Origin of the sequence: Kribbella sp. NPDC049584, assembly GCF_040675555.1 — a bacterium.
Taxonomy (GTDB): Bacteria; Actinomycetota; Actinomycetes; order Propionibacteriales; family Kribbellaceae; genus Kribbella.
The window spans coordinates 70,643-95,876 of the sequence record NZ_JBFAPF010000009.1 but is presented as its reverse complement, the minus strand read 5'-3'; the positions used below and the strand labels follow the sequence as shown (position 1 = coordinate 95,876).

At 69.0% G+C, this 25,234-nt stretch carries 23 protein-coding genes; 8 read left to right on the top strand and 15 right to left on the bottom strand.

What is annotated here, in order from left to right; translation table 11 throughout:
* Positions 1 to 38 precede the first annotated feature (38 nt).
* The 3 genes from AB0J62_RS27875 to AB0J62_RS27865 form a co-directional block, all read right to left on the bottom strand.
* A complete protein-coding gene (locus AB0J62_RS27875; protein WP_363877235.1) occupies positions 39 to 1,397 on the bottom strand; it encodes an adenylate/guanylate cyclase domain-containing protein in 1,359 nt (452 codons plus the stop codon).
* Complete coding sequence (locus AB0J62_RS27870; protein WP_363877233.1) at positions 1,390 to 3,129, bottom strand: FAD-dependent oxidoreductase; 1,740 nt, start codon at positions 3,127 to 3,129, stop codon at positions 1,390 to 1,392. Before AB0J62_RS27870 ends, AB0J62_RS27875 begins: the two co-directional genes overlap by 8 nt.
* A 101-nt stretch (positions 3,130 to 3,230) precedes the next feature.
* Positions 3,231 to 4,826: a M4 family metallopeptidase gene (locus AB0J62_RS27865; protein WP_363877230.1), complete on the bottom strand. Its 1,596-nt coding sequence runs from the start codon at positions 4,824 to 4,826 to the stop codon at positions 3,231 to 3,233.
* Between the two features lie 191 nt (positions 4,827 to 5,017).
* Between AB0J62_RS27865 and AB0J62_RS27860 the strand changes: the two genes are divergently transcribed.
* Both AB0J62_RS27860 and AB0J62_RS27855 read left to right on the top strand, forming a co-directional pair.
* On the top strand, positions 5,018 to 6,109 hold the full coding sequence (locus AB0J62_RS27860) for a DNA primase small subunit domain-containing protein (RefSeq protein WP_363877228.1): 1,092 nt from the start codon (positions 5,018 to 5,020) through the stop codon (positions 6,107 to 6,109).
* A gap of 65 nt (positions 6,110 to 6,174) precedes the next feature.
* A complete protein-coding gene (locus AB0J62_RS27855) occupies positions 6,175 to 6,648 on the top strand; it encodes a carboxymuconolactone decarboxylase family protein (RefSeq protein ID WP_363877226.1) in 474 nt (157 codons plus the stop codon).
* Positions 6,649 to 6,651: 3 nt separating this feature from the next.
* Here AB0J62_RS27855 and AB0J62_RS27850 read toward each other — a convergent pair whose 3' ends face one another.
* From AB0J62_RS27850 to AB0J62_RS27840, 3 genes are all read right to left on the bottom strand, one after another.
* Positions 6,652 to 7,407, bottom strand: a complete 756-nt coding sequence (locus AB0J62_RS27850) for an SDR family oxidoreductase (protein WP_363877224.1) — start codon at positions 7,405 to 7,407, stop codon at positions 6,652 to 6,654.
* Positions 7,408 to 7,483: 76 nt separating this feature from the next.
* A complete protein-coding gene (locus tag AB0J62_RS27845; protein WP_363877222.1) occupies positions 7,484 to 9,328 on the bottom strand; it encodes a glycoside hydrolase family 15 protein in 1,845 nt (614 codons plus the stop codon).
* A complete protein-coding gene (locus AB0J62_RS27840; protein WP_363877220.1) occupies positions 9,255 to 10,046 on the bottom strand; it encodes an SURF1 family protein in 792 nt (263 codons plus the stop codon). Before AB0J62_RS27840 ends, AB0J62_RS27845 begins: the two co-directional genes overlap by 74 nt.
* A gap of 57 nt (positions 10,047 to 10,103) precedes the next feature.
* Here AB0J62_RS27840 and moaA point away from each other — a divergent pair, with 57 nt between their 5' ends.
* Positions 10,104 to 11,123 carry a GTP 3',8-cyclase MoaA gene (gene moaA / locus AB0J62_RS27835; RefSeq protein ID WP_363877217.1) on the top strand — a complete coding sequence of 340 codons (1,020 nt, stop codon included), beginning with the start codon at positions 10,104 to 10,106 and terminating at the stop codon, positions 11,121 to 11,123.
* 48 nt (positions 11,124 to 11,171) lie between these two features.
* Here moaA and AB0J62_RS27830 read toward each other — a convergent pair whose 3' ends face one another.
* A complete protein-coding gene (locus tag AB0J62_RS27830; RefSeq protein ID WP_363877215.1) occupies positions 11,172 to 11,375 on the bottom strand; it encodes a hypothetical protein in 204 nt (67 codons plus the stop codon).
* A gap of 190 nt (positions 11,376 to 11,565) precedes the next feature.
* Complete coding sequence (locus tag AB0J62_RS27825) at positions 11,566 to 11,937, bottom strand: DUF3099 domain-containing protein (RefSeq protein ID WP_363877213.1); 372 nt, start codon at positions 11,935 to 11,937, stop codon at positions 11,566 to 11,568.
* Positions 11,938 to 12,011: 74 nt separating this feature from the next.
* Between AB0J62_RS27825 and AB0J62_RS27820 the strand changes: the two genes are divergently transcribed.
* The 5 genes from AB0J62_RS27820 to AB0J62_RS27800 all read left to right on the top strand — a co-directional run bounded on the left by AB0J62_RS27820 (position 12,012) and on the right by AB0J62_RS27800 (position 16,453).
* Positions 12,012 to 12,224 (top strand): dodecin, encoded by a 213-nt coding sequence (locus tag AB0J62_RS27820; protein ID WP_130450393.1) that lies wholly within the window; start codon positions 12,012 to 12,014, stop codon positions 12,222 to 12,224.
* A gap of 105 nt (positions 12,225 to 12,329) precedes the next feature.
* Positions 12,330 to 13,034: a 3-oxoacyl-[acyl-carrier-protein] reductase gene (gene fabG / locus AB0J62_RS27815; RefSeq protein ID WP_130450391.1), complete on the top strand. Its 705-nt coding sequence runs from the start codon at positions 12,330 to 12,332 to the stop codon at positions 13,032 to 13,034.
* Positions 13,035 to 13,075: 41 nt separating this feature from the next.
* Complete coding sequence (gene fabI / locus AB0J62_RS27810) at positions 13,076 to 13,852, top strand: enoyl-ACP reductase FabI (protein WP_350863735.1); 777 nt, start codon at positions 13,076 to 13,078, stop codon at positions 13,850 to 13,852.
* Positions 13,853 to 13,855: 3 nt separating this feature from the next.
* On the top strand, positions 13,856 to 15,550 hold the full coding sequence (locus AB0J62_RS27805; protein WP_363877210.1) for a Mur ligase family protein: 1,695 nt from the start codon (positions 13,856 to 13,858) through the stop codon (positions 15,548 to 15,550).
* Between the two features lie 51 nt (positions 15,551 to 15,601).
* A complete protein-coding gene (locus tag AB0J62_RS27800) occupies positions 15,602 to 16,453 on the top strand; it encodes a hypothetical protein (RefSeq protein ID WP_363877208.1) in 852 nt (283 codons plus the stop codon).
* Here AB0J62_RS27800 and AB0J62_RS27795 read toward each other — a convergent pair.
* The 7 genes from AB0J62_RS27795 to serB are packed head-to-tail and all read right to left on the bottom strand — an operon-like array spanning position 16,450 to position 25,226.
* Positions 16,450 to 17,202, bottom strand: coding sequence for a hypothetical protein (locus AB0J62_RS27795; RefSeq protein WP_363877206.1), 753 nt, complete (start codon positions 17,200 to 17,202; stop codon positions 16,450 to 16,452). The genes AB0J62_RS27800 and AB0J62_RS27795 overlap by 4 nt on opposite strands.
* The gene (locus AB0J62_RS27790; RefSeq protein WP_363877204.1) at positions 17,202 to 17,720 is read right to left on the bottom strand and encodes a SigE family RNA polymerase sigma factor; all 519 of its coding nucleotides are present in this window, start codon (positions 17,718 to 17,720) and stop codon (positions 17,202 to 17,204) included. The genes AB0J62_RS27795 and AB0J62_RS27790 overlap by 1 nt, the downstream gene beginning before the upstream one ends.
* 45 nt (positions 17,721 to 17,765) lie before the next feature.
* On the bottom strand, positions 17,766 to 20,567 hold the full coding sequence (gene cphA, locus AB0J62_RS27785) for a cyanophycin synthetase (RefSeq protein ID WP_363877202.1): 2,802 nt from the start codon (positions 20,565 to 20,567) through the stop codon (positions 17,766 to 17,768).
* Positions 20,568 to 20,575: 8 nt separating this feature from the next.
* Positions 20,576 to 21,643, bottom strand: a complete 1,068-nt coding sequence (locus AB0J62_RS27780; RefSeq protein ID WP_363877200.1) for a cyanophycinase — start codon at positions 21,641 to 21,643, stop codon at positions 20,576 to 20,578.
* Between the two features lie 25 nt (positions 21,644 to 21,668).
* The gene (locus AB0J62_RS27775) at positions 21,669 to 23,030 is read right to left on the bottom strand and encodes a glycoside hydrolase family 16 protein (protein WP_363877198.1); all 1,362 of its coding nucleotides are present in this window, start codon (positions 23,028 to 23,030) and stop codon (positions 21,669 to 21,671) included.
* 42 nt (positions 23,031 to 23,072) lie between these two features.
* Complete coding sequence (locus AB0J62_RS27770) at positions 23,073 to 23,945, bottom strand: GNAT family N-acetyltransferase (protein WP_363877196.1); 873 nt, start codon at positions 23,943 to 23,945, stop codon at positions 23,073 to 23,075.
* A gap of 57 nt (positions 23,946 to 24,002) precedes the next feature.
* Positions 24,003 to 25,226 (bottom strand): phosphoserine phosphatase SerB, encoded by a 1,224-nt coding sequence (gene serB / locus AB0J62_RS27765; RefSeq protein WP_363877194.1) that lies wholly within the window; start codon positions 25,224 to 25,226, stop codon positions 24,003 to 24,005.
* Between the last annotated feature and the right edge of the window lie 8 nt (positions 25,227 to 25,234).

Below are 25,234 nucleotides of genomic sequence, written 5' to 3'. Positions count from 1 at the left end.
ACGTGAACAGCCGGTGCGCGGCTCGAACGCACGGGTGATCATTCGCTCAGCGCAAGCAGTTGGTACACCTCCACCGGCTCCGCCTTGCCCTTCAAGCTCAGCATTCCGAGTGACTCGGTGCGTGCCTGCGGCAGGAGCGCCTTCGTCGCCGGCCCGATCGCGACCGCCCCGGCCGGCGCCTTACCTTCGATCCGCGACGCGACGTTCACCGTGTCCCCGATCACGGTGTGCGTCCGCCCGCCCTCGGTCCCCAGCAGGCTCACCGACGCGATCCCGCTGTTGATCCCGACCCGGAATTTCGGCCAGTTCGGGTGCGAGGCCTGGACGGCGGCCGCGGCCGCCTGCAGCGCGAGTCCCGCGGCGGCGGCCAGGTACGCGTGATCCGGCTGGTCACCCCGCTTGTTGAAGGTGACCATCAGCGCGTCCCCGATGATCCGGTCGACATCGCCGCCATGCCGCCGAGCGACCTGCGGTACGACGACCTCGAAGTACGTGTTGAGCATCGCCGTGACCTCGGCCGGCCCGTGCTTCTCGGAGAACGTCGTGAAGCCCTGCAGGTCCGCGAACAGCACGCTCAGCTCGCGCTCCCCGGCGATGGTGTCGGCCTGGTACAGGTCGGCGAACCGCTCCTCGTACCACTGGATCCGCACCCCGGCCACGACCAGCACGAACGCCGACAGCATCAGCACGTGCCACTCCCACCAGGACAGGTGCCAGTTCCGCGCGAACACCAGCGCGACCATCGCCTCCGCGAGCAGCACGAACGCGGCGACCATCGACAGCAGCATCAACGACGGCCGGGCCCACCACGTCTGCAGATACCGCCCCGCGGCGATGGCGTAGAGGATGATCGCCGGGATGGCGAGGGCGGTCAGAATGCCGTCGGCAACTTCCGGCACAGCCTTCTCGTGCAGCGGCGGCAACCGCAGCAGCGAGGCCACCGCCCACAACGCCATCAGGAGCAGCAGAGCGACGCGGAGACGACGGCCCCAGGTGATGCCGGAGATGTTCAGACTCGAGACGAACGCGAACACGGATGCCAGCGCGACACCAACCGGCGTTGCGAGCGTGAAGCCGGCGTTCGGTGTGTCCAGCATGACCTTCGGTGTTGCGAGCGCGTGCAGTCCGAGAAACCCCGCCGCCGACAGGAACGCCAGCGACACGAACAGGACCCGCGCGTCACCCCGCCGCAGGGCTGCCGCACCGGTCAGATACGCCAGTACGGCGCTGAGCGCGGCCGTCAGCAGCACCAGCCAGAAGTGCGTCGGATGGTGCTCCCAATGCAGATCCAGCTCTGGCGCGCGCAGGAGCAACACCAGCCCTGCGAGCGGTACGAGCAGCACCACCGTGGTGAGCGCCACCATCGCCGGTGTGTAGACGAACCGCCGCTCAAGCATCCGAGGAGACCCTGAGATGGGTGTGGATCTGCGAGACCACCACGGATCCTTCGCCCACCGCCGAGGCCACCCGTTTCACCGACTCGGACCGCACGTCCCCGACCGCGAACAGCCCGGGGACCGTCGTCTCGTAAGGCTGCGGCGGCCGGTTCTCGGGCCACAACGGATCAGCGGCCGCGTCCGAGCCGGTCAGCACGAACCCGCGCGGATCCCGGGCCACGCCGTCCGGCAGCCATTCGGTCCCCGGCACCGCGCCGATCATCACGAACAGCCCGTCGATCGGAATGGTCTCCTCGGCGCCGGTCTTGCGATCCCGCAGCGTCATCCGTTGCAGCCGCCCGTCACCGCCGCCGTCGACCACCTCGCTCGACGCCCGCACCGTAATGTTGTCCGCGGCATCGATCGCGTCGATCAGGTACTTCGACATACTCGCCGTCAGGTCCTCGCCGCGGATCACCAGCAGCACCTGCCGGCAGTAGCGCGCGAGGTGCAGAACCGCTTGCCCGGCCGAGTTCCCGCCGCCGACGACGCATGCGTCGCGATTCATCAGCCCGTGCGCCTCCGACACGCTCGCGCCGTAGTACACGCCGTTCCCCATCAGCTTCTCCAGCGAGGGAACGTTGAGCCGCCGGTACGTGACGCCGGTCGCGAGGACGACCGCTCTCGCCGTCACCTCGCCCACATCACCGATCACCGCGCGGAACTCGCCGTCGCGTTTCTCCAGCTGCTCGACCGTCCGCATCAGCACGAAATGCGCCCCGAACACCCACGCCTGCTGATACCCGCGCTGGGCCAGCTCCGACCCTCGAATACCGCGCGAGAACCCTAGATAGTTCCGGATCAGCGAACTCGTCCCGGCCTGTCCGCCGATCGATTCCCTCTCTACGACGAGCGTCCGCAAACCCTCGGACGACGCATACACCGCGGCGGCCAATCCGCCAGGACCGGCCCCGATCACCAGTACGTCGAACGATGTGTCGTCCGACGCCAACGTCGTCGGCACGCCCCACGCTTCGGCGATCTCCACATCGGTCGGATCATGCAGGATGGTGCCGCCGACGGCCGGCATCCACACCAGCACACCGCCCCCGGGATCCGGCTCACCGATGAACTCCAGTGCGTCGTTCGCGAGCTGTGTACCGCTGGCCCGGAACGCACTCGGGATGCCGTTGCGGGCCAGCAGACTGCGGATCTCCTGCCCCCGGACCGAGAGCTCGGCTGCGATCACGACGACCTCGCGCAGGTTCGCGACCTCGAACCGCGACCACTCCTGGACGAACTCGGCCACGGTCCGGTGGAACAGCTCGTCGTGCGCGATCCACGGTTTGAGCACGTAGTAGTTGATGTCGCCGACCGACATCGCGGTCAGGATCGCGGATGCGGTCGTCCGGTCGGCCCACGCGCCCCACTCGATCAGCAGCGCGCGGCGCGCGTCCGGATGCAGGGTCCGTGCGGCCGCGAAGATCTGGGCGCGCTCGTCGTCGGGCAGCGCGTTGTCGACCATGACGACGGCGACCCGCTGTTCCCACTCGTGTGCCCGGCGTAGAAGGTCCGACGCAGCCGCGGTCGTCGACTCGCCCCGGACCCGGAAGTCGGCGCCGAAGCCGCGGTCCAACTCCGTTTCGCAACGCTCCAGACGCTCCGGGTCAGCGTCGACGACGAGCAGCAGCGGTCTGGCCGCGTGCAAGCGCGGCCGGTTCGGTTCACGATGCCCCCGGGGTTCCCCACCCATGGTGTGACGGTAGGTCGGCACAAACCGCGTGGCAATGCGTAAAGCGTTTGTTCGCCGGATCCCTGTCCGCCCCAGTGGGACAGGGATCCGGCAAAACCCCTTTAGTTCACCGCGACCGCGGACCAGGCAGCCGCAACGGCCGCGCGCTCGCCGCTGCTCGCGCCGTACAGGTCGGTGGCCGCGTTCAGCGTCGCGGTCCGGGCCTGCGCGTACGTCGTTCCGCTGGTCATGTACGTCGTCAGCGCCCGGTACCAGATCTTGCCGAGCTTGTCGTGGCCGATGCCGGTGATCGACGAACCGTTGCAGGTCGGCGAGTTGTGCGGCAGACCGCCGATCGTCTTCGCGCCGGTGCCCTCCGCGAGCAGGTACGCGAAGTGATTCGCGATCGCCGACGAGTAGTGCACGTCGAGGTTGCCGACGCCGGAGCTGTAGCAGTCGGGGGACTGGCCGTCCTTGCTCGGCTTGTCCATGTACCGCAGGGCCGGGCGGTCCTTCATGATCTCCTCGCCGATGTAGTAGTCACCGGGATCGGAGGCGTTGTTGGAGTAGAACTCGACGAGCGTGCCGAAGATGTCGCTGGTCGCCTCGTTCAGGCCGCCGGACTCACCGGAGTACGTGAGGTTGGCAGTGTGCTCGGTGACGCCGTGGGACATCTCGTGGCCGGCCACGTCGATCGAGACCAGCGGTCCCGCCGCGACGTTGTCGCCGTCGCCGTACGTCATCTGCTTGCCGTCCCAGAACGCGTTCACGTAGTTGGTTCCGTAGTGCACGCGGCTCGGGACGCCCTTGCCGTCGCCGAAGATCCCGTTCCGGCCGTGCACGTTCTTGTAGTAGTCGAACGTGGTCGCGGCGCCGTAGTGCGCGTCCACGGCCGCCGTCGCGCGGTCGGCGTTGGTGCCGGTGCCCCAGTGGTTGTCCGCGTCGACGAACTTCGTCGGCGTCGGGCATCCGAGCTGGAACAGCTGGCACAGGATCGAGTCGGTCTTGTTGTTCGCGTCCGCGGTGAAGCCGTTGCCGCGCGTCGCGTCCGTCAGCGTGAAGCCGCCGGTGGTCGTCGACGTCTGCAGCGGTACGGTCCCGGAGTACAGGCTCTTGCCGTCACCGGTCGCGGTCTCGATGTGCTGCTCGCTGACCAGCTTCGCGCCGGTCAGTGCGTCGATCGTGGTGGTGATCCGGCTCGGCGTACCGTCGGCCTGGGTGCCGCCGGTCGTGACGAGGTAGGCCAGCCGTGGCGCGCCCTTGCGGGCCTCGATCACCAGGCTGGGCTTGCCCTCGGCCGTCAGGCCCTTGGTGAGTGCCTTCGCCGTCGCGGTCGCGACGCTGATCTTCGGCGTACGGGCGACGTTCGCGCTCCTGCTCAGCGTCAGGCTGGCGCCCTTGAACGCGCCGTCCTTGGCCTGGTGTACGACGACATCGCCGCCGAGCACCGGGAGGCCGCCGATCGTGCGGTCCATCCGGACGTGGCTGGCACCGTCGGGGTCGACGATGACGTCCTTGACGACGAACGCATCGGCCGTGGTGGCCCGCAGCGCGGTCAGGTTGCTGGTGATCGCTGCCTTGGCCTTGGCCACTGCCGCGGCTGGGGTGGGGACAGGCGAAGCCGTCGGGGCGCCGGTCGCTGTTGTAGCGCTGGTCAGTCCGAGGGCGGTGGCGGTCGCCACTGCAGTAGCAGCGGCGAACAGGGCGGATCTGTTCATCCTCGCGCTCCTTGTCAGGTGTCCCGGGGGCCTCACGCCCCAGGAACGAGGTGCAGGAACGTTACCGCTCGGTCACCTACCGTGGCCAGAGGTCGGGAAAAGTTGCCCTTCCGCCCCGCGTGCGGACAGATCCGGTGCGGGACGGTGGGGAATTCCGGGTTTTGGTCGGCGCGGGGCGATAGCGTCACCGCATGGCGAAGAGCACAGCGGTGATGCTCACGGTGGGAGACCGCGAGGTCCGGGTGTCCAGCCCTGAACGCGTTGTCTACGAGGCCACCGACTGGGCTCCGGAGGTCACCAAGCTTCAGGTCTGCGAGTACTTCATCGAGGTGGCTCCGGCGTTCATGCGGGCCTCCGGGGACCGTCCGGTCGCCTTGGAGCGCTGGCCGGGTGGGTGGCGCGAAGGGATGACGCTGTCGGTGGACGCGGTCGGTCGGCAGACCGGCGACGGGTTCTACTCCAAGCGCCTGCCGAAGGGCGCTCCCGATTGGCTCGAGACCTGCCGGGTGCTGACGCCGAACGATCGTCCGATCGACGAGCTCTGTCTGACCGAGCCGGCCGCGGCGGTGTGGGCGGCCCAGATGGGCACGCTGGTCTTCCATCCGTGGGCTGTCCGGAAGACCGATCTCGACCATCCCGACGAGCTACGGATCGACCTCGATCCGCAGCCGGGCGCGACCTTCGCCGACGCCCGGCGGGTAGCCGGCGTCGCCCGCGAGCTGCTCGAGGAGCTTGGCCTCAAGGGGTACCCGAAGACCAGCGGCAACCGCGGCATCCACATCTACGTGCGGATCCGGCCGGAGTGGTCCTTCGACGAGGTCCGGCACGCTGCGATCGGCCTCGGTCGCGAGCTCGAGCGCCGCGATGATGGTGTGACCACTGCCTGGTGGAAGGAGCAGCGCCGCGAGGATGCGATCTTCCTGGACTTCAACCAGAACCTGCGGGATCGCACGGTCGCAGGTGCGTGGTCGTTGCGGCCGCGGCCGGGCGCCCCGGTCAGCACGCCGATGACGTGGGACCGATTGGCCGAGGTGGATGACCCGCGGGCGTTCAACCTGCACACGGTCCCGGAGTACCTCGCCGACGGTGATCCGTGGGCGGACATGGACGACACGGCGTACTCGCTCGATGCGCTGCTGCGGCTGTGGGAGGAGCTGCCCGGCGGCGAGCTGAACTTCCCGCCCGACTACCCGAAGATGCCCGGGGAGCCGCCGCGCGTCCAGCCGAGCAAGAAGGTCGCCGAGCACTGGGACGAGCAGGGCAACCGGATCGCACCGGACTGACAGTTCGGGAAGCTGTCTCGTCGTAGTGGTGTCAAAGAGTTCATCCCCTAAGGAGAAACGCCACTATGGACGCCCGTTTGGATATGTTCACCAACCCGGTGCTGGGCAAGTTCATCAAGCACCTCAACGCGGCCGCCCGGGTCGCGCTGGACGCCGGCGTACCGCTCTCGACCCTCGAACTGGTCGAATTGCGGGCCAGCCAGATCAACGGCTGCGCGGTCTGCGTCGACATGCACTCGAAGGATGCCGCACACCACGGCGAGACCCCGGTCCGGATCAATCTCGTGGCGACATGGCGCGAGGCGACCGTCTACACCGATGCCGAGCGTGCAGCCCTGGCGTTGACCGAGGCCGGCACCCGGATCGCCGACGCCGCCGGCGGAGTCCCCGACGACGTCTGGCTGAACGCGACCAAGCACTACGACGAGAACCAGCTGGCCGCGCTGGTCGGGGCCATCGCCGGCATCAACACCTGGAACCGCCTCAACGTCATGACCCAGCAACCGGCCGGCGACTACGTGCCGGGCCAGTGGGGCTGATCGTCAGATCGTGCGAAGGGCCCCGCCGTCGATCGGGATGATCGTGCCGGTCAGGTAGGAGGCGGCGGGGGAGAGGACGAAGGCGGCGACCCGGCCGAACTCCTCGGGGGTGCCGTAGCGACGCAGGGGAATGGTCTTCTCCGACGCGCGGCGGGCCGCCTCGGGGTCGCCGCTCTTGCCGTCGAGCTCCTTCAGGCGGTCGGTGGAGATGCGGCCGGGCATCAGGCCGTTGACCCGGGTGCCGTTCGGGCCGAGCTCGTCGGCCAGCGTCTTGGCCACCATCGCCAGGCCGGGGCGGAGACCGTTCGAGATCGCGAGTCCGTTGATCGGGGACTTCACCGACGACGACAGCACGAAGGCGATCGACGTACCCTCCGATCCGGCCCGGGCGACGGCGCGAGCGATCCGCAGCCCGCCGAGGAAGACGCTCTCGAACGCCGACCGCCAGTCGTCCTCCTCGCTGTCGAGTGCCGTGCCGGGCCGTGGCCCGCCGACGCTGATCAGCGCGCCGTGCAGCGCACCCCACTTGGCGACCGCGGTCGCCGCCAGCCGCTCCGCGCTCTCCGGGTCGGCGTTGTCGACCGGGATGCCGACGACGTTCTCGCCGAGCTCGGCCGCGGCGCGGGAGATCGACTCCTCGTTGCGGCTGGAGATCACCAGCCGTGCGCCTTCGGCAGCAAGGGCTTTCGCGGTGGCGAAGCCGAGTCCGGCGCTGGCGCCGGTGACGATGTAGGTGCGATCGCGCAGTCCGAGGTCCACGTCACCATCCTGCCCCACCGCACCCCGCGGCGCACCTCGACAGTTCGTAGCCCGTGGCAAGAACTTACGGCGTGCCTCAGTACGCCGACTTGCGCAACGGCGACTCGGCCGTGGTCAGATGCCAGGCGGTGTTGACCAGGCCGAGATGGGAGAACGCCTGCGGGAAGTTCCCGAGCATGCGGCCCGACGTCACGTCGTACTCCTCGGCCAGCAGTCCGACGTCGTTGCGTAGGGCAACGAGTCGTTCGTAGAGATCGCGGGCCTCGCCGACCCGGCCGATCATCGCCAGCGCGTCCGCGAGCCAGAACGAGCAGATCAGGAACGTGCCTTCGCTGTCGTTGATGCCGTCGTCGGTGTGCTCGGTCAGGTAGCGCCGGACGAACCCGTCCGAGGCCAGCTCCCGCTGCACCGCGTCGACGGTCCCGACCACCCGCGGATCATCCGCCGGCAGGAACCCGACCTGCGGGATCAGCAGGACGGCGGCATCCAGCGCCTTGCTCCCGTACGCCTGGGTGAACGTGTTCCGGTCCGCGTCGTACGCCTGCTCGCAGACCGCCCGATGGATCTCGTCGGCCCGCGCCCGCCACTCCTTCGCCGGCCCGTTCAGCCCGAACCGCTGCACCGCCCGCGCGGCCCGGTCGAATGCGACCCAGGCCATCACCTTCGAGTACGTGAAATGCTGCCGTCCGCCGCGGACCTCCCAGATGCCTTCGTCCGGTTGGTCCCACACGTCGTCGAGATGCGCCATCAGGCCGCGCTGCACCTGCCATGCCTCGTCGGTCGCGCCGATCTGATGCTCACGGGCCAGCGCCAGTACGTCCATCACCTCGCCGAACACGTCGATCTGCAGCTGCTCGGCGGCCGCGTTCCCGATCCGGACCGGCCCCGACTCCGCGAACCCGGGCAGCCAACCGGCCTCGAACTCGGTAAGCCGGCGCTCGCCGGTCACGCCGTACATGATCTGCAGGTCCGACGGCGATCCGGCGATCGCGCGCAGCAGCCAGTTCCGCCAGGCCTCGGCCTCGTCGGTGTAGCCGGCGCGCAGCATCGCGGACAGCGTCATCGTTGCATCGCGCAACCAGCAGTACCGGTAGTCCCAGTTCCGCTGTCCGCCGAGCGTCTCGGGCAGCGACGTGGTCGGCGCCGCCACGATCCCGCCGGACGGCGCGTAGGTGAGCGCCTTCAGCGTCAGCACCGACCGCGTGACCTCTTCGCCGAAGTCGGTCGAGCTCTGGCTCCGGCCGATCCAGTCCTGCCAGAACGTCTCGGTCGGCTCCAACGACTGCAGCGCGTCCGTCGGCCGGGGGACCGGATGGTGCGACGGATGCCAGGTCAGCACGAACCAGGCCCGGTCGTTCTCCGCGACCCGGAAATCGGCGTACGTCGTCAGGTCGCGCCCGTACTGATGGACGTCGGACCGCAACGACACCGCGTCCGGTCCGGCGATCGCATCGATCTGGCCGTCGGACCGCCGGACCCATGGAACGACGTGGCCGTAGTCGAACCGCAGCTTCAACTCCGACCGCAGCTCGACCGACCCGCTGACGCCTTCGACGATGCGTACGACGTCCGGTGCGGAATCCCGCGGCGGCATGAAGTCGATCACGCGCACGGTGCCGGTCGAGGTCGACCACTCGGTCTCCAGCACCAGCGTGTCCCCGCGGTAGTGCCGGCTGCTGACGGCGTCGGCGTCCCGCGGCGCGATCCGCCAGTGACCGTTGTCCTCGGTGCCGAGCAGCGCCGCGAAGCAGGCCGGCGAGTCGAAGCGGGGGAAGCACAGCCAGTCGATCGATCCCTGCTTCGACACCAGAGCGGCGGTCTGCAGGTCACCGATCAGCGCGTAGTCCTCAATCCTTCGCTCCGGCGCGGGCCTCGGGCCGCTCGACGACTTCTGGCTGCTCTGGCGCGGGCTTCTTGGCACCGCGGACCTCCTGTCGGGAGAAGTAGACGAGTCCGCCGACGGCCAGCAGCGCGAAGAACCACCACTGCAGGCCGTAGAAGAAGTGTGGCCCGTCGTCGATCTCCGGACCCGGGAAGCCGTTGAAGGCCGGATCGTTCGGCGGGTCCTGCTTGGTCACCATCATGTAGCCGTCGTACAGGTTCAGCCCGAGGACCTTCGCGAAATCCGGTCCGTTGATGAGCCGTGCCGTACCACCGTCCGGGACGCCGCCGTTCGTGTGGCCGCCGCGTTCGCTGCGCTGCAGACGTCCGGTGACCGTCACCTCGCCGGTCGGCACCGCGGGAATCTTCAGCGGCATCAGCTCCGAACTCTGCCTCGGCAGGAACCCGCGGTCGACCAGCACCGCCTTCCCGTCGGCGAGGACCAGCGGGGTGACGATCTCGAAGCCCGGCCGGTCGTCGATGTTGCGGTACTTGAGGACGATCTGCTTGGCCGCGTCGTACCGCCCGGTGACGACGGCAGTGCGCCAGGCGTGCTGGTCGCCGACGACCCCCGGCGGGCCGAGGATCTGGTCGATCGGAGCGGGCGCCGCGGCCAGGTTCGTCCGGGTCACCTCGTTCCGCGCCTTGCGCTCGTCGAGGCGGTGGAACTGCCAGCGACCGAGCTGCACGCACACGAAGGCGAGCACCAGGACACCCAGCGCGGCGGCGATCCAGCGGACGTTCATCAAGCGACCCACGTCTCGAACTTAAGCCATGCCCTGAAATCGCCGACGCGCGGCACGTACGCTGGTGTGATGACAGCGATCGAGGAGACGACTCAGACCGGCCTGGCCGACCGGTACGGCCGGGTCGCCACAGACCTCCGGGTTTCCCTCACGGACCGCTGCAATCTGCGCTGCACCTACTGCATGCCCGAAGAGGGACTGGACTGGCTGGCCAAGCCTGAACTGCTCACCGACGACGAGGTGATCCGGCTGGTTTCGATCGCCGTGACGCACCTCGGCGTCAACGAGATCCGCTTTACCGGCGGCGAACCTCTGCTCCGCCGCGGCCTGGTCGGCATCGTCGCCAGTACGACGCAACTCTCGCCCCGCCCCGAGGTTTCGCTGACCACGAACGGGATCGGCCTCGCCCGGCAGGCCCAGGCATTGAAGGACGCCGGCCTGGATCGGGTGAATGTGAGCCTCGACACTATTCGCCCTGACACCTTCAAGCTGCTCACCCGCCGGGACCGCGCGAGCGACGTCGTCGCCGGCCTCGAGGCGGCCCAGGCCGCCGGTCTCACCCCGGTGAAGGTGAACGCCGTCCTCATGCGCGGCGTGAATGACGCCGAAGCGCCGGAATTGCTGGAGTTCTGCCTCGACCGCGGCTACGAACTGCGGTTCATCGAGCAGATGCCGCTCGACGCGCAGCACGGCTGGGACCGCTCGACGATGATCACGGCCGACGAGATTCTGGAAACGCTGTCCCGCCGGTTCGCGCTGACACCTGACGACGCGTCGAAGCGGGGGAGTGCGCCGGCCGAGTCGTTCCTGGTCGAGGGCGGGCCGCAGACCGTCGGCATCATCGCCTCGGTCACCCGGCCGTTCTGCGGGGACTGCGACCGGGTCCGGCTGACCGCCGACGGCCAGGTCCGGGACTGCCTTTTCGCTCGCACCGAATCCGACCTCCGGACCGCGTTGCGCAACGGCGCGGACGATGCCGAACTGGCCGACCGCTGGCGGCGCGCGATGCGGCAGAAACTCCCGGGCCACGGCATCAACGATCCGAGCTTCCTGCAACCGTCCAGGCCGATGTCCGCGATCGGCGGATGACGGTCATACCGGCCCAATCCGGAAATGTACTTTTTCGCTAGATGACATTCACTCGGTGAATGGTTCGACCTCGCGCAGGAATGACCGCCGGGCCAGGAAGTCGGACAGGCTCTCCTTGTGTTCGTCGCAGGCGAGCCAGGTCTTGCGCCGGTCGGGTGTGTGGATCTTCGGGTTGTTCCACCGCAGCGCCCAGGTCGCAGGCCTGCCGCAGCCCTTGGCGGAGCAGACCGACGGTGCGGCTTCTTCACTCATGCGCTGGCGCCATTCCTCTGCATTCCTGATGTCTCAATAATCAATAGCCTGGGCAAAATGAAGCGACGTCGGACAGCCACGGGGGGAGCCGTCCGACGCCGCATCAAGTCCCTGAATTTCACTGATGAACTTCAGAGCACGCGGGAGATTCTGACACGGATCACTGCAAGTTTTCCAGTCCCGGCCAAGATCACTTTTCGGTGTCGGTCCGGGGGTCCTGACGAGGGCCCGGATGCGGGTCCTCGTCCTGCGGTACGACGACCGTCGGGGGCTCGCCGATCGCGAGCCTCGACGGTGCGATGTAGGGGACGGCGGCGGGCTGTGTCACGGACCGATGGGCGTTCGCCAGCACCACCGCGAAGTACGGCAGGGCGATCGCTCCGACGACGAACAACCAGCGCCACGGCGACGGGGTCAGGACGGCCAGCACGAAGCAGACGATCCGGATCGACATCATCCAGGCGTAGCGCACGATCCGGCTGTCCAGATCCTCGGACCGGCCCGGCTGTGCACTCGTCACCGAAATGACGGTTTCGCCGGTCCGCTCACGGTGTCGCGACATCTATCCTCCTCAGCAAGAACAACGGTACGCCGCGCCGCCCGCCCCCGCGCAGCCAGGATGGAGAGGAATGTCGCATGACCGATCGCACCTACCGCGTCACTGAGATCGTTGGTACCTCCAAGGAGGGCATCAACCAGGCGATCACCAACGGCATCGCCCGGGCGGGCGAGACCCTGCGTCACCTCGACTGGTTCGAGGTGACCGAGATCCGCGGCCACGTCGTCGACAACCAGATCGACCACTACCAGGTCGGTATGAAGGTCGGCTTCCGCCTCGAAGACTCCTGATCTCCGCTTGACCTTGCTGCGGCCCGTCCCCGGTCGAGCGGGTACGGGCCGCGGCGTTGTAGCGTTCGTGCCGCTGACTTGTGTGCTGACGGGTGAGGAGGGCTTGTGGGTAGGTCTGTGTTGGTGACCGGCGGTAGCCGGGGGATCGGGCTGGCGATCGCCGCCGCGTTCAAGGAGGCCGGCGACCAGGTCGCGGTCACGTACAACACCAGCCCGCCGCCGGAGGGCTTCCTCGGCGTGAAGTGCGACATCACCGACCAGGAGCAGGTCGATGCCGCCTTCGACACGATCGCGGAGCAGCACGGTCCGGTCGAGGTGCTGGTAGCGAACGCCGGCATCACCCGCGACACGCTGCTGCTGCGGATGTCCGACGACGACTGGGACTCCGTGATCGAGACCAACCTCACTGGTTCCTTCCGGGTCGCACGCCGGGCAGCGAAGGGCATGCTGCGGCTGCGCAAGGGCCGCATCGTCTTCATCTCCTCGGTGGTCGGTCTGCTCGGCTCGCCGGGCCAGGTGAACTACGCGGCCAGCAAGTCCGGCCTGATCGGGATGGCCCGGTCGATCGCCCGCGAGCTCGGCAGCCGCGGTATCACCGCGAACGTGGTCGCTCCGGGCTTCGTCGAGACCGACATGACCGCGGTCCTGCCGGAGGAGACCCAGAAGCAGTACCTGAGCCAGATCCCGCTCGGCCGGTTCGGCCTGACCGAGGAGATCGCGAACGCGGTCCGCTGGCTGGCGTCCGAGGAGGCCGGCTACATCACCGGCGCGGTGATCCCGGTCGACGGCGGCATCGGCATGGGCAACTAACTCTTCATCACTACTGGCTCTTCATCACTACTGGAAAGGGAATGCCGGTGGGCATCCTCGACGGCAAACGGATCCTGGTCGCCGGAGTCACCCTCGACTCGTCGATCGGCTTCGCCACGGCCAAGGTGGCGCAGGAACAGGGCGCCACCGTGCTGATCTCGAACTTCGGCCGCGCGCTCAGCATCACCAAGCGGATCGCGAAACGCCTGCCGACCGAGCCGCCGGTACTGGAGCTCGACGTCACGAACCCCGAGCACCTGGCCGCGCTGCCGGATGCGGTCCGCGAGCATGTCGACGGCCTGGACGGGGTCGTGCACTCGATCGCGTACGGGAACCCGGAGACGATCCTCGGTGGGAAGTTCCTGGACGGTCCGTGGGACGACGTATCCCAGGCGGTGCACGTCTCGGCGTACAGCCTGAAGGCGCTCGCGGTGACCTGCGCGCCGTTGATGAGCCGCGGCGGCAGTGTCGTCGGGCTGACCTTCGACGCCACGGTGGCCTGGCCCGGGTACGACTGGATGGGGGTGGCGAAGGCCGCCCTTGAGTCGACCAGCCGGTACCTGGCCCGCGATCTCGGTGCCCAGGGCATCCGCTGCAACCTGGTCTCGGCCGGACCGCTGAAGACGCTGGCCGCGAAGGCCATCCCGGGCTTCGAGAAGTTCGAGGAGCCGTGGCTGGACCGCGCCCCGCTCGGGTGGGACCCGTCCGACCTCGAGCCGACCGGCCGCACGATCGTCGGCCTGCTCAGCGACTTCTTCCCGGCGACCACGGGCGAGATCGTCCACGTCGACGGCGGTTACCACGCGATGGGTGCGTGATAGGTGGCCACCTCGCTGGTTGAGCTCCGCGTCCTGGACGGCGCCAACCTCTACTTCAGTCGTGCCGCGGTCAAGCTGACGCTCGACGTCTCGTCGCTCGTGGATGCGCCGGCCCCGGCGGCCAAGGCGTACGCGCAGGCGATCGGCCTCGGCGCCACCCGGCCCGGCCGGATCGGGTCGGGCTTCCGGCAGCGGTTCGCGATCCGCGTCGCCGGTCACGTCGTACGACGGATCGCGCGCGAAGCGGGGATCGGGCGGATCGGCGTCCGGGTCCGCCCGGAGAACGACGTACGCCGGTTGGTCGTCGCGTTCCCGTGGGCGCACGAGGCCCGGGCACGGGCGCTCGGAGCCGCGATCGTCGAGGTACTGGACGCGTTCGGAGCGGATCACTCAGGCGACCTGAGCGAGCTGATCGCGGCCGTGGGCGAGCGGGTGCGGGACGAGCCGCCGGGCAACCCTCCGCCGACTCTGCGGCCCAAGGTCCCGGTGGTCGCGGTGACCGGGACGAACGGCAAGACCACGACTTCGCGGATGATCGCGCACATCGGTCGTGCGGCCGGCCTGCATGTCGGCTGGTCGAGCACCGACGGCGTGTACTTCGACGGCGAACTGATCAAGTACGGCGACTTCTCCGGCCCGAGCGGCGCGGCGCAGGTGCTGTCCCAGCCCGGGATCCAGCTCGCGGTGGTCGAGACCGCGCGCGGCGGGATCCTGCGGCGCGGGGTCGGGATCGCCTACAACGACGTCTCCGTCGTCACCAACGTCACCGCGGACCACCTCGGTCTAGGCGGAATCGACACCATCGACCAGTTGGCCGAGGTGAAGGCGGTCATCACCCAGATCACCCGGCCGCGCGGCTGGTGTGTGGTGAACGGCGACGACCCGCGGACGTTCGCGATGCGGCTCGGCTCGCCGGCCAAGTGCTGGGTGTTCTCGCGTGAAGCCGATTCGCCGTCGATCCGGACAGTCCTCGACGAGGGCGGCCGGGCGACGACGGTGCTCGACGGGTTCGTGACGGTGCTGGACCAGTCGCGTGATCCGGAGCCGTTGCTGAAGGTCGTCGACGTACCGATGACGCTGTCGGGGCTGTCGCACTACAACGTCGAGAACACGCTGGCCGCGGCGTCGGCGGCACTGGGGCTCGGGTTGCCGCGGGCGGCGGTGATCGAAGGGCTCAGCACGTTCGCGCCGAACGAGAACAACCCCGGCCGGATGAACATGTACTCGCTGCGCGACTTCACCGTCGTCATCGACCTCGCCCACAACGAGGCCGGGCTCGAAGCGTTGATCGAGATCATGAACGGCGTCCGGCCGGAAGGCGGGCGGCTGATGCTGGCCCTCGGTTCGCCGGGGGACCGGGCCGACGACATGGTCGCGGCGCTCGGTGCGATGGGTGCGCGGGCGACCGACCGGGTGGCGATCGGTCACAAGAGCGATTACCTCCGCGGACGGCCGCCGGCGGAGCTCGAGGCGGTGTTCCGCGAGGGCGCCGCATCGGTCGGCGTGGACGACGTACCGGCGTACCCGACCGAGCTCGAGGCGGCGCAGGCGCTGGTCGCTGAGGCGCGGCCGGGGGATGTGGTGGCAGTGATGTCTCTGCAGGATCGGGCGAGTCTTGACGCCTGGTTGCGGTCCGAGGGAGCTACTGTCGACACACCGGAGACCTTGAAGAGCAAGGTCGAGAGAGCCCAGCACTAAGCCCCATCCGCCCCCTCGACGGGATGGATGAGGGGTGGGAACGGGGTTTGTATGCGCTACCTGTGGTCGATTCCGGCCGCGGTGGTCGCCTGGTTCGTGGGCGGCTTCTCCGCGACGTACCTGAAAGGGCTGCCGGACGGTGCGACGTACTTCGTGCCGCCGCGGATCGATCTGGTGCTGCTCGGTGGATTCGCGGGCGGTGTGCTGGCCGGACTGCTGATCGGTCGCGTCCGGGTCGCCGTGCCGGTGGTGCTGGTCGTTGCCGCAGGCATGTGGTGGCAGACCGGGAACTCGTTCTCCGACCGGGACATGCTGATCACGTTGCTGGTGGCAAGTGCTGTCGGCGCGCTGTTCGGTGCCCTGGGCACCAGAAGCTCGGTCGTCGCGGCGTTCGCGCTCGCGCTGCCGGTGGCCTGGTACGCGCAGCGCCCGGCTGAGCAGTTGGCCGACTGGCGATGGCTGTGGCAGTTGAACGGCCTGCTGGTCGGCGCCGGGCTCGCGCTGCTGCTGTACCTCGCCTGCTGGAAGCGCGGGTGGCGCTCTGTCGGCTCGTGGATCCCGCTGGCCGGGTTCTACCTGGTGTGCAACGGCCTCGTCGAGGCCGTGCAGGTGGTCGCCCGCTCCCACGGGAAGCCGATGGACGCCGTCGGCGACGCGTCGACCGAGGCGTTCTTCCAGTCCTTCCAGCCATTGCTGCGCGAATACTGGCCGTGGATGGTGGTCGCCGTACTGCTCGCGATCCCGATGGTGGCGCTCAAGCTGCGCGCCCTCCCGCCACCACCGCCGCCTCCCGACCCGTACGCCGACCGCTCGAACGACGCCGTACTCTCCGACGATCTCGACTGGATCGACCAGCAGGAGGCCCCACGCCGCCTCCTGCCCCGCCGACAGCCGGTGAACTAGCTGCCCGGGCTGGGCGCGACGTTCCCTGCCGCATCGATCGGCGTCACCGAGGTGATATCGGACTCCGCGGCATCGATCACGGTTGCGAAGAACCTGAGGCGACTGCTGTTCGGTGTACCGGTCGCGGGCTCGACGTAGGTGACGCCGCCGGCAGTGATGCGGACCTTGCGTGCCTCCGCCGAAACCGCGCCCATGACCATCGTGAGGTGTTTGGCGGAGCCCAGGTTCGGGATCACTGCGGGGATCGTCTTGTACTGAGCGCGCTGGCCGGGCTTCCAGTTCTCGTAGAAGCAGGCTTCGGTGCCGCCGAAGGCCCTGGCCGGACCTTCGTCGGTGACGACGAGACAGCCGTCGCTGTAAGACGACGCGACCGCCCAGCTCTCGTTCGGGATGCTGCCGCGTGCGACGTAGAAACCGGGACCGTACTTGAGTGCATCCGGCTGTTCCCTGAACGCCTGCTCGTCGGACCAAGGTTCGGGGAGCGGTGTGTACCTGAAGTCGAGGTTCTGGGTTCGCTGCTGGGGTCCCGGCGCGGTCGTTGCGACCTGCGGTTCTGCCGACTTGATCGTGCCGACGACCGTGCTCGCCACCACGACGGCGATCACGACCGCCGCCGCGCAGACCGCGGCCGTCGTCCGGCGGCGCCGTTGGCGACTCTCGATCCGCGCCCGGATCGGCGCGGCGGGGTCGGCGGGCTCGGGCCGGTCGTCGGTCAGCAGCGCGAGCTTGGCTCCCAGGTCGTCGGTCATCAGATCCCCCTTTCGGTGAGGTCGGCCAGTTCGTCCGGCGCGGCGAACGTGATGTCGGTGCGGAGCGCTTCCAGACCGCGGCGGGTGTGTTGTTTCACTGCGCCGACCGAACACCCGAGCAGGTCGGCGACGCTGCGCTCGGACAGGTCCTCGGCGTACCGCAGGTAGACGGCAGCGCGCTGCCGCGGGCTGAGGCGTGCCATCGCCTGGTGGATCGCGAGGCGTTCGTCCACCGCGACGGTCGCCGGATGGACGACGGTCTCCGGCGGCGTCTCGGTGGGATGTTCACCGCGCCAGCGGCGTCGGCGACCGGACAGGAAGGTGCTGGCGATGATCTTGCGCAGGTACGCCTCAGGATTCCCGTCGCGCACCTTCCGCCAGTGGAACCACAGCTTGGTGAACGCGTCCTGCGCCAGGTCTTCGGCCTTCTGGTGGTCCAGGGTGAGTGCATAGGCGAGTCGTGCGGTCGCGGTCCACCGCGCCCGCACGAACTCGTCGAAGTCGTCCTCGGCTGTCATCCCCACACTCCTATAACGCGGTGAACAGCCTCGCAGGGTGACAGGTCAGGCGGTTTCCCGTTCGGCTTCCGCGGGCTCCTCGTCCGGGGGTACGAAGTCGGGGTCGCCGCCCTCGTCGCCCGAGCGGGCTCCGGCTTGGGCGAGGTGGGAGACCGATTCGAGCTCGGCCAGGACCGACTGGTGCTGGTCGACGCAGAGCACGACGAGGTCGCCAGGGTTCGAGCGGCCGAGCGCATGCTTGACCGCATCCAGCTCCTCGAGCACGGTGTCGACCTGACGGCAGCGGGCGCCGCGCTCCATCGCGGCGCGGACGCCGGCCTCGATCAGGGCCGCCGACTCGCCGCGTTTGCGTCCGCGCAGCCGGGCGTCCTCGCGGACGACGACCACGTCGAAGTGCTGCGCCGCGACCTCGCCCAGTTCGCGGATGTCGTCGTCGCGCCGGTCGCCCGCGGTCGCGATCACGCCGATCCGGGACGGCCGCCCGAGCTCGGACGACGCGGTCAGGCTCTCGCCGAGACGATCGACGAAGTCGCCGAGCATCCGCATCGCCGGCGCGTTGTGGCAGTAGTCGACGATCACGGTCCGCCCGTCCACGTCGATCTCGTTCAAGCGCCCGGGCGACAGGTAGTACGACGTACTGAACGTCCGCAGACCCTGCCTGATGTCGTGCAGCGAAGCGCCCGCGGCGAACGCAGCCGCCGCGGCCGCCATCGCGTTCTGCACGTTCATCATCGCCCGCCCGCCGAACGTTGCCGGCAGCAAGTGAGTCCACGCGAGCTGCATCGACCGCCGGCCGTGCTTCACCACGATCATGTCGCCCAGGTCGGACCGCTCCAGCACGACCGCGCGGCCACCGCGACGGCAGTGCCCCTCGATGTAGTCGCGGACCTCGCTGCCCGGCTCGGCCATGCTGAACCACACGACCTGTCCCGAGCACTTCCGGCGCATCTTCCGCACCAGCGGATCGTCGGCGTTCAGTACGGCGTACCCGGTCCGCGGCACCGCCTCGACCAGGACCGCCTTGACGTCCGCGAGCTGCTCGAGCGTGTCGATGCCGCGCAGACCCAGGTGATCGGGCTGGATGTTCAGCACCACGGCCACGTCGTTGCGCTCGTACCCGAGGCCCTCGCGCAGGATCCCGCCGCGCGCCACCTCGAAGACCGCGAAGTCGACCCGCGGGTTCTGCAGCACCATCCGCGCGGATTTCGGCCCGGACGCGTCCTGGCGGATCACCAGCCGCTCGTCGATCACGATGCCGTCGGTCGACGTCATGCCGACCTTGCGGCCCAGGCCCTTGAAGACGTGACTGATCATCCGCGAGGTCGTGGTCTTGCCGTTCGTACCGGTGACCGCGACGATCGGGATCCGGCTGGTCGCGCCCGGCGGGAACAGCATGTCCACGACAGGCTTCGCGATGTACTGCGGCTCGCCGATCGTCGGGTTCGTGTGCATCCGGAACCCGGGCGCCGCGTTCACCTCGCAGATCGCGCCGCCGGTCTCACGCACCGGCTGGGTGATGTCCGGGCAGATGAAGTCGATACCGGCGATGTCGAGCCCGATCATCCGGGCCGCCTCCTCGGCGATCTCGACGTTCTCCGGGTGCGCCTCCCAGGTCCGGTCGATCGAGATCCCGCCGGTGGACATGTTGCCGGTGAGCGTCAGCTTCACCATCACGTCCTCGGGCGGTACGTCGTCCAGCTCGAAGCCCTGGTCGCGGACCAGTTGCCGGGCCGACGCGTTGACCGTGATCCGGGTGAGGATCTTCTCGTGGCCGACGCCGCGGCGCGGGTCGGCGTTGGTGATGTCGACCAGCTCGGCCACGGTGTGGATGCCGTCGCCGACGACGTGCGCGGGCACGCGTTCGGCGATCGCCTCCATCCGGCCGTTGATGATCAGGCAGCGGTAGTCCTTGCCGGTGACGAAGTTCTCGACGATCACCGAACCGCGCCGGGACTGCTCGGCCGCGATCGGGAACGCCTCACGGACCGCGTCGGCGTCCTGCAGGTTCAGGCAGACGCCGCGCCCGTGGTTGCCGTCCAGCGGCTTGCACACGACCGGGTAACCGATCTTGTTCGCGACGCTGACCGCTTCCTCGACCGTGCGGACCGACTCCGACCGCGGCACCGGCAGACCGGCGGACGCGAGCAGCCGGGTGGTCAGGTCCTTGTCGCTGGCAACGTCGACCGCGATCGAACCGGTCTCGGACGTCATCGTGGCCCGGATCCGCTTCGCGTGCACGCCCTGGCCGAGCTGCACCAGGCTGGCCTTGTTCAGCCGGATCCACGGGATGTCCCGGGAGACGGCCTCGTCCACGATCGCCTGCGTCGACGGGCCGAACGCGGTCCGCTCCGCCTGCTTGATGAACTTCTCCAGCTCGGTGGTGAAGTCGAACGCTGGATCCGGTTGAACCAGATTGTTCACGAACCGTACGGCGAGCTCGCCCGCGGCGAGGCCGACCGCCTCGTCGGCGTACGCGTAGGTGATGTTGTAGATGCCGGGGGAGCCCTTCACCTGCCGGGTCTTGCCGCGACGCATGTCGTGGCCGGCCTCCTGCTGGAGCTGGAGTGCGACGTGCTCGGCGATGTGGCCGAGCCAGGTGCCTTCGTGCAGGCGCTCGATGAACCCGCCGCGGCGGCCGCGCGAGCAGTGGTGCTGGTCGAGCCGGGGGAGGTCGGCCAGCAGCCGCTCGGTGAAACCGGGGATGGTGTTCGACGGGAAGTTCTCGAGCGATCCGAGGTCGACGACCAGATGGATCGCCGGTTCGTAGCTCCAGATGTTCGGGCCGCGGTAGACGCGGGTCTCGATGATCTTCAGATCGGGGGCGGGGGTGCCGGTGGTCTCGGTCATGCGGGCCATCACACTTCTGGTTGCGTACGGTCGGGGAGGAGGGGGTTCTCGGCGTCGGCGCCGGCCGTGATCGGCTCGGTCGCCTCCGGTCTGGACTCCCCGGCCCCTATCGCCGTGGCTGACTTCTTCGACGTACGGCGTCCGGCCCGCTTCTTGCGGTCCGCGTAGTACTTCGGTGACACCCCTTCGGCCGCGATCTCCTTCGCGAGCTTACGCAGATCCGCCTCGGCCGCCTGCATCTCGGCGAGCTCGGTGGCCGGCGGCTGCTTGCCGAACGACAGCAGCACACGGTTCTGCAGGTCGAACGTCGCGGTGGCCGGCAAGACGTGCAGTACGACGCCGGACGCGAGGAGCGGCTCGGACCGGCCGGCGTAGTGCCCGTTGGAGGTGATCCGGCTGCCGTCGAAGATCGTCACCGCGCCGCGGCCGACGACCTCCAGGTGTGACCCGCGGAAAACGGCCGCGGTGTCCTCGTCGACGCCGATCCCGAGCAGGCCGGGGGACTGGGCAACGAGCGACAGCAAGCGGCCGTACCGGTTCCGCTGGGCGAAGTGCTGGTCGACGATCGCGCCCTGGACCAGGCCCAGACCGTTGGAGAGCTGGCTCATCCGCTGCCGCGGGGTGGCGCCGGAGCGCCCGAACGCGATCATGTGCTCGGCCAGGATGCTCGCGCCGGCCGACGTACCGCCGACGGCGGCTCCGCGCGCGTGGGCGGCGGTGACGGCGCGGCCGAACGCCGTACCGGTGACGACACCGGCGAGCTTGAGCTGGTTGCCGCCGGTCATGAACACACCGGTCGCGTCGTTCAGCGGGGCGATGAAGGCCGGGTCGTCGGCGTCCTCCCGGTTCTCCGGGCGGACGCCGACCACACTCTCGGCCCCGAGCGCCGCGAACAGGGCCCGGTAGACGTCGATGACATCAGGCCCGAGCGCGGACGCGGTGGGCACCACCACGATCCGCGCCTTGGGCCCACCTGCCGCCTCCACGAACTCCTGCAACACCGTCCGCTTCTTCAGCTTGTCCTCGGCGCCACCGATCGCAAACAGGGCTCCAGGCCCACCCGGCAGTTCAGACATACGCGAAGAATAGGTGCTGACCCCCTCAGTGACCGAACGTGAACCAGTTGAGGTTGACGTAGTCGGCGGGTTGGCCGCTCGTGAAGGTGATGTAGACGGTATGGACGCCGGTGACCGACGGCATGTTGGCGGGGATCGTGCGCCAGGACTGCCAGCCGCCGGTGTTGCCGACCGCGAAGCTTCCGACGGGAGCGTTGGACCGGCTGTCGAGGCGTACTTCGACGAGTCCGCTGACGCCTCCTCCGGCGCCTGACGCCACACGTGCCACGAACTGCGTGGCGGCCGTGCTGCCGAAGTCGATGCCGTTGTACTGCGCCCAGTCGCCGTTGCCGATCTGCATCAGGTTCTGGCCGCCGCCGGTGTCCGTGGTGGTCTCCAGGCCCATCCCGGACTGCGCCGCGTACGACTCCGCCTGCAACGTGCTGTACGCCGACGAGCCGCCCGGCGGGGGAGTCGTCGGTGGCGGAGTGGTGCCGCCGCCCTTCGTCGACACCGCCACGTAGTCGACCATCATCGGACGATCCGGCACGGTCGACGCGCGCGGTGTCGGGCCGTTGAGGGCATCCGGGAACGCGCCACCGATCGCGAGGTTTAGCAGGACGAAGTACCCGGCGTGCGACGTCATGTTCGACCACGTGTCAGCCGGCAACTGGCCCTGGCTGACCGAGTGGAACTGCTGCCCGTCGACGTACCAGCGCAACTGGTTCGGCGACACCGACGTGTCCCACTCGAACCGGTAGGTGTGGAACGCGGACTGGCAGCTCGACCCGGGGCACGCACGGTTCGCGCCGATGCCGGTGGTCTCGTTGCACGGGCCGCCCGGGCTCACGCCGCAGTGCAGCACGCCCCAGACCGAGTTGATCCCGTTGACGTTCTCCATGATGTCGAACTCGCCGATGCCCGGCCAGTTCCAGTAGTTCCCGCGGTACGGCGCACCGAGCGCCCAGAAGGCGGGCCAGTACCCGAGCGCGGCGTCACCGGTCACATTCGGCATCTGGATCCGGCTCTCGATCGCGAGGACGCCGCCCGACGGCGGCTTGAAGTCGCTTCGCTGACTCTCGATCCGCGCCGACGTCCAGTTGCCGGCTGCGTCCCGGCGCGGCGTGATCCGCAGGTTCCCGGTGCCGTCGAGCGAGACGTTGTCCGGACTGTTCGTGTAGTTCTGGATCTCGCCGGTACCCCAGTTCCCGGGGCCGCCCGGGTAACCGTGCCCGGTGTCGATGATCCAGTTGGAGCCGGACGGCAGAGAGCCGCTCGACCCGTTGAAGTCGTCACTCCACACCGTCGTCCAGCCGTTGGTAGGTGGCGGGACACTCGCCTGGGCGAGCGGGACGACGGCCAGCAGAGGCGCCAGCAGCGCAAGTACAACAAAGGGGCGGGTACGCATGAACCTATGGGAGCGCTCTCATCGCGCACTGTCAACAGCTCGTCACAGCTGGATTCGATAGACCGTCGTGCTGCGGCGGACCCGCATGCCGAGGCGTTCGTACATCGCCAGGGCGCCGGTGCCGGAATGCGTCCAGAGGATGCAGGTGCTGCGACCGCGGGCGAGGAACTCGGCACAGGTACGGTCGAGCATCGCGCGGGCGACGCCCTTCTTCCGCTGGTCGTCGCGTACGGCGAGCTGCTCGACGTACCCCTCGTCGGCGTCGAGCGCGATCACCGCACCGACCACCTCGTCTCCGGCGTACGCGAGCGTCGACACGTCCGGGAGAAACGTCGACCGGCCGACCGTGAGCTCGCTCCACTCCTCGAAGCCCTTCCGCCGCGGCTGGAACGCCGCGAACGCCGCCTCGATCAGCTCGTACACCTCCTGCGCGCGAGACGCGTCGTACCCGGACAGCCGGATGCCTTCGGGGACAGCCAAAGGTTGCGGACTGATAGGTCGCTCCAACAACCAGTTCGTCGCCAGGACATCGCAGCCGCGGGACCGCAGAAGCTCTGTGCCGGCGCGATCGGCATCGTCGACGATCTGCGCGAACCACTCGCTGCCGCGCGCCCGCGAACCCGCCTCCGCCCAGTCGAGCAGCCGGGTCCCGATGCCGAGCCCGCGGTACGACGGGTGGACGTCGATCTGCGCGTGCTTGCCGTCGTGCAACCAGGCCCACGCCGCCAGGTCGCCGTTCGGGGCCACGACGACCAGGGTGTCGCGCTCCAGCCGGATCAGCGGCCGGCTCAGATTGGCGGCGACCTGATCCGGAATCACCTCGGCCTGCCCGTGCCACTCGCGCTCGTTCGCGGCGATCAGGCGGTAGATGGCGTCCGCGTCATCGAGTGTGGCCGGCCGGTCGGTGAAGTCCATGGCCCGATCCTGCCGCATCCCGGCGGGCGGGCCGCGACGTTTTGCAGCTTGTTGCGATCAGGCCGGGCTCTCGGCGTCGGCTACTTCCACCTCTTCGCGGGTGATGCCGAGCAGGTAAAGGATCGTGTCGAGGTAGGGGACGCTGAGGTGGGTGTCGGCGGCCGCACGCACCACCGGCTTGGCGTTGAACGCGACCCCGAGGCCGGCCGCGGCGAGCATGTCGAGGTCGTTCGCACCGTCGCCGATGGCAACGGTCTGGGTGAGCGGAGTCCCGGAGCGTACGGCGAACTCGCGCAGCGCGGCCGCCTTGCCGGCCCGGTCCACGATCTCGCCCACGACGCGGCCGGTGAGGACGCCGTCGACGATCTCGAGCTCGTTCGCCTTCGCGTAGTCGATGCCCAGCTCGGCCGCGAGCTGGTCGGTGATCTGGCTGAACCCGCCGCTGACGATCGCGAACTGGTAGCCGAGTCGCTTCAACGTGCGGACCAAGGTACGGGCACCGGGCGCCAGCTCGATCGCGGCGTACACCTCGTCGAGCGCGGTCGCCGGCAGGCCTTCGAGCGCCGCGACGCGATGCCGGAGCGATTCTTCGAAGTCCAGCTCGCCGCGCATCGCCTTCTCGGTGACGGCGGCGACCTCCTCCAGCCGGCCGGCGTGCCCGGCGAGCATCTCGATGACCTCGCCCTGGATCAGCGTCGAATCGACATCCATCACGATCAGCCGCTTGGCCCGCCGGTACAGCCCGCCGTCCTGGACGGCGACATCGAGTCCCTGCCGAACGCCCTCGAGCGCGAGGACCGTCCGCAGCCTCTCCGGATCGGCGCCCGAGACCGCGATCTCCATCGCGGTGACCGGATACCGCGCCATCCGGCTGATCCGGTCGATGTTCGCGCCGGTGTCGGCGATCCGGCCCGCGATCGCGGCCAGCCCGGCGGCCGACAGCGGCCGCCCGATCACGGTGACCTGGCTGCGGCCCTTGCGCCGCGGCTCGTTGTCGCCGACACCCTTCTTCACCGAGATGTCGACGTCGAGCGCGGTGGCCAGGGCCTTCAGTTCTTCCTTCAGGTCCTTGTGGTCACGCGGCGCGGACAGCAGTACGCCGAGCACGAGGCGCCCTCGCAGGACGACCTGCTCGGCGTCGATGACCTCCAGCCCGCGCGACGCGAGCGTGGAGAGAACGGCCGACGTCAGGCCGGGCCGGTCGGTCCCCGTCAACGTCACCAGCAGGGTCGGCCGCTCGGCCGCCGCGGTCTCGAGTTCAAGCTCAGTGGGATCAGTCATCGCACCCC